The 3,758-nt window shown below is 62.1% G+C and carries 4 protein-coding genes; all 4 read right to left on the bottom strand.

Annotated elements, in window-relative coordinates; genetic code table 11:
* Window positions 1-802, bottom strand: an 802-nt coding sequence (locus EN750_RS23245; protein ID WP_145967853.1) for an ABC transporter ATP-binding protein, incomplete at its 3' end; no start/stop codon positions are given.
* Window positions 803-871: 69 nt separating this feature from the next.
* Window positions 872-1,696: a carbohydrate ABC transporter permease gene (locus EN750_RS23240; RefSeq protein ID WP_127382577.1), complete on the bottom strand. Its 825-nt coding sequence runs from the start codon at window positions 1,694-1,696 to the stop codon at window positions 872-874.
* An 11-nt stretch (window positions 1,697-1,707) separates the two neighbouring features.
* Window positions 1,708-2,580, bottom strand: a complete 873-nt coding sequence (locus tag EN750_RS23235; RefSeq protein ID WP_127397763.1) for a sugar ABC transporter permease — start codon at window positions 2,578-2,580, stop codon at window positions 1,708-1,710.
* Between the two features lie 123 nt (window positions 2,581-2,703).
* Window positions 2,704-3,758: sugar ABC transporter substrate-binding protein (locus EN750_RS23230; RefSeq protein WP_145967852.1), on the bottom strand; the 1,055-nt coding region annotated here is incomplete at its 5' end.

The raw sequence follows: 3,758 nt of genomic DNA, 5'->3' as shown, positions 1-3,758 counted from the left end.
CCGTGGTCGAGATCTCCAGGTGTTCGGGACGGATGCCGATGGTCTTGGCGCCGTTTTTGGCAGCCGGCGCGCCTTCGATCAGGTTCATCTTCGGCGAGCCGATGAAGCCGGCGACGAACAGGTTCTTCGGCGTCTTGTAGAGCTCCATCGGCGAGCCGACCTGCTCGATGTTGCCGGCGTTCAGGACGACGATCTTGTCGGCCATGGTCATGGCTTCGACCTGATCATGGGTAACGTAGATCATGGTCGTCTTGAGCTGATGGTGCAGCTCGCTGATCTCCAGCCGCATGGTGCCGCGCAGTGCCGCATCGAGATTGGACAGCGGTTCGTCGAACAGGAAGGCGGTCGGCTGACGCACGATGGCGCGGCCGATGGCGACGCGCTGGCGCTGGCCGCCGGAAAGCTGGCCGGGCCGGCGTTCGAGATAGTTGGTCAGGTTGAGCACGCGCGCGGCGTCTCCCACCTTCTTGTCGATCGTCGCCTTATCCTCGCCGGCCATCTTCAGCGGGAAGCCGATGTTCTTGGCCACCGTCATGTGCGGATAGAGCGCGTAGGACTGGAACACCATGGCGAGCTTGCGCTTGGCCGGTGCCTCGCCGGTGACGTCGCGGCCGTCGATGTTGATGGAGCCGCCGCTGGTGTCCTCCAGCCCGGCGATCAGCCGCAGCAGCGTTGACTTGCCGCAACCCGACGGGCCGACGAAGACGACGAACTCGCCATTCTCGATCACCAGGTCGAGACCGGGGATGATGGACGTCGCTCCGAAGGATTTGGAGACGTTCTTGAGCGTGATATTTCCCATAATTTCCTCCCCGAGGGGTTATTTCTGCCGATTGCTTCGGGCAATTCCGTTACTTCACCGCGCCACCAATTATTTGACCGCACCAAATGTCAGGCCGCGCACCAGCTGCTTCTGGCTGAACCAGCCCATGATCAGGATCGGCGCGATGGCCAGTGTCGAGGCGGCCGAGAGCTTGGCCCAGAACAGGCCTTGCGGGCTGGAGAACGAGCTGATGAAGGCGGTCAGCGGTGCTGCTTCCGTCGTCGTCAGCCGGATCGTCCAGAACGCCTCGTTCCAGGCCAGGATGATGTTGAGCAGCATCGTCGAGGCGATGCCCGGCACCGCCATCGGCGTCAGCACATAGATGATCTCGTTCCACAGCGATGCGCCGTCCATGCGCGCCGCTTCCAGGATCTCGCCCGGGATTTCGCGGAAATAGGTGTAGAGCATCCACACCACGATCGGCAGGTTGATCAGCATCAGCATGATCATCAGGCCGATGCGGCTGTCGAGCAGTCCTGTGTCGCGGAAGATCAGGTAGATCGGGAACAGCACCGCGACCGCGGGCATCATCTTGGTGGACAGCATCCACATCAAGATGTCCTTGGTCCGCTTGGTCGGCGAGAAGGCCATCGACCATGCCGCCGGTATGGCGACGAGCAGGGCCAGGATGGTCGAGCCGACCGAGAGCAGCACCGAGTTGAAGAAGAATTTGAAGTAGCCGCTCTGCGCCTGAACCTCGGCATAGCTCTCGAACGTTCCCGACGGGATGATGCTGAAGCCCTGGATGGCTTCCTGCTCCGACTTGAACGAGGTGATGATCGTGTAGAGGATCGGGAAGAAGATCAGCAGGGCGACGATCCAGGCGGCAACTGTCGCAATCGTCTTGTGCTGGGTGGTGACTGAGCGTGCCATCGTATCCTCCCTTACTTGTCCAGGTTCTTGCCGACGGCGCGCATGGCGAAGAAGGCAACGATGTTGGCGAGAATGACGGCGATCACACCGCCGGCGGATGCCTGGCCGATTTTGAACTCCAGCAACGCCTTCTGGTAGACGAGGAAGGGCAGGTTGGTGGAGGCGTATCCCGGGCCGCCATTCGTGGTGACGAGGATCTCGGCATAGACGGAGAGAAGGAAGATCGTCTGGATCAGGATGACGACGGTGATGGCGCGCGACATGTGCGGCAGCGTCAGGTAGATGAAGCGGCTGACGAAGCCGGCGCCGTCCATCTCGGCGGCTTCCTTCTGCTCGCCATCGAGCGACTGCAGCGCGGTCAAGAGAATGAGCGTGGCGAAAGGCAGCCATTGCCAGGCGACGATGATGATGATCGCCAGCATCGGATGCTGCCCGAACCAGTCGATCGGCTGGGCTCCGAAGAAGCGGGCTATGTCGGCGAACACCCCATATTGCGGGTGCATGATCATGTTCTTCCACACCAATGCGGCCACCGGCGGCATGACGAAGAACGGCGAAATGACCAGGATGCGCACGATGCCCTGGCCCCACATCGGCTGATCGATCAGCAGCGCCAGAAGGATGCCGCCGATCACCGTGATCAGGAGCACGCTGACCACCAGGGTGAGCGTGTTGAGGATCGACTGCAGGAAGGCCGGGTTGGAATAGAACAGCGCGTAATTCGAGAAGCCGACGAAGCCGTCGCGGATCGGATTGAGCGGGTTGTACTGCTGGAAGGAGAACCAGATGGTGATGACCAGCGGCACAATCATCCAGACGAACAGCAGCACCACGGATGGCGCCATCATGAAACGGGCAAGCGAACGGGTCTGCTGAGTAGCCATGACGGTCACCCTTCACTGGTCAGACGGAATTTTCAAAAGGCGTTAAAGGCGGCCGCCCGAACTGGGAACTCGGGCGGCCGTTGCCGGTCAGGAGGCGACCGGCAGTCGGCACCGGGAGGAGCCTTACTTGATGTATCCGCCTTCGGTCATTGCCGCGGTGGCAGCGTCCTGGGCCTGCTTCAGGGCATCGTCGACGCTCGACTGGCCGGCAAGAGCCGCCGAGAAGAGCTGGCCGACCGTGGTGCCAAGACCCTGGAACTCAGGGATGGCGACGAACTGCACGCCGACATAGGGCACCGGCTTAACGGTCGGATGCGTCGGGTCGGCGGCGTTGATGGAGTCCAGCGTCATCTTGGCGAACGGAGCCGCCTTCTGATACTCGGCATTGGCATAGAGCGAGGAGCGCGTGCCCGGAGGAACGTTGGCCCAGCCCTCTTTCGAAGCGACCAGTTCGGCATAGTGCTTGCTGGTCGCCCAGGAGACGAACTTCTGGGCGGCATCGGCTTTCTGCGTGCCGGCGGGGATCGCCAGCGACCATGCCCACAGCCAATTGCCGCGCTTGCCCAGGCCATTGTCGGGCGCCAGCGCATATCCAACCTTGTCTGCGACCTGCGATGCCTTGGGATCGGAGACGAAAGACGCAGCGACCGTGGCGTCGATCCACATGCCGCATTTGCCCTGCTGGAACAGTGCAAGGTTTTCGTTGAAGCCGTTGGAGGACGCCCCCTCGGGGCCGTCGGCCTTCATCAGGTCGACATAGAACTGCAGCGTGTTCTTCCATTCCGGCTGATCGAACTGCGGCTTCCAGTTCTCGTCGAACCAGCGGGCGCCGAAGGAGTTGGACATGGCCGTCAGGAAGGCCATGTTCTCGCCCCAGCCGGCCTTGCCGCGCAGGCACACGCCGTTCACGCCATTGGCGCGATCGGTCATCTTGTCGGCGGCCTGCCTGATGAAGTCCCAGGTGGGCGCGTCGGGCATCTGCAGTCCGGCCTTCTCCATCAGGTCCTTGCGGTACATGACGAAGGAGCTTTCGCCGTAGAAGGGCGCGGCATAGAGCTTGCCGTCGACCGAAAGGCCGCCGGCGATAGCCGGGATGATGTCCTTGGCGTCGTAGTCGTCGCCAAGCTTGTCGAGCGGCAGCAGCCAGCTCTGCTTGGCCCAGATCGGAACCTCATAGG

The sequence above is a fragment of the Mesorhizobium sp. M7A.F.Ca.ET.027.03.2.1 genome, from assembly GCF_003999175.1.
GTDB lineage: Bacteria > Pseudomonadota > Alphaproteobacteria > Rhizobiales > Rhizobiaceae > Mesorhizobium.
The sequence above is the reverse complement of the archived record's forward strand: the minus strand, read 5'-3'. Positions and strand labels throughout refer to the sequence as shown.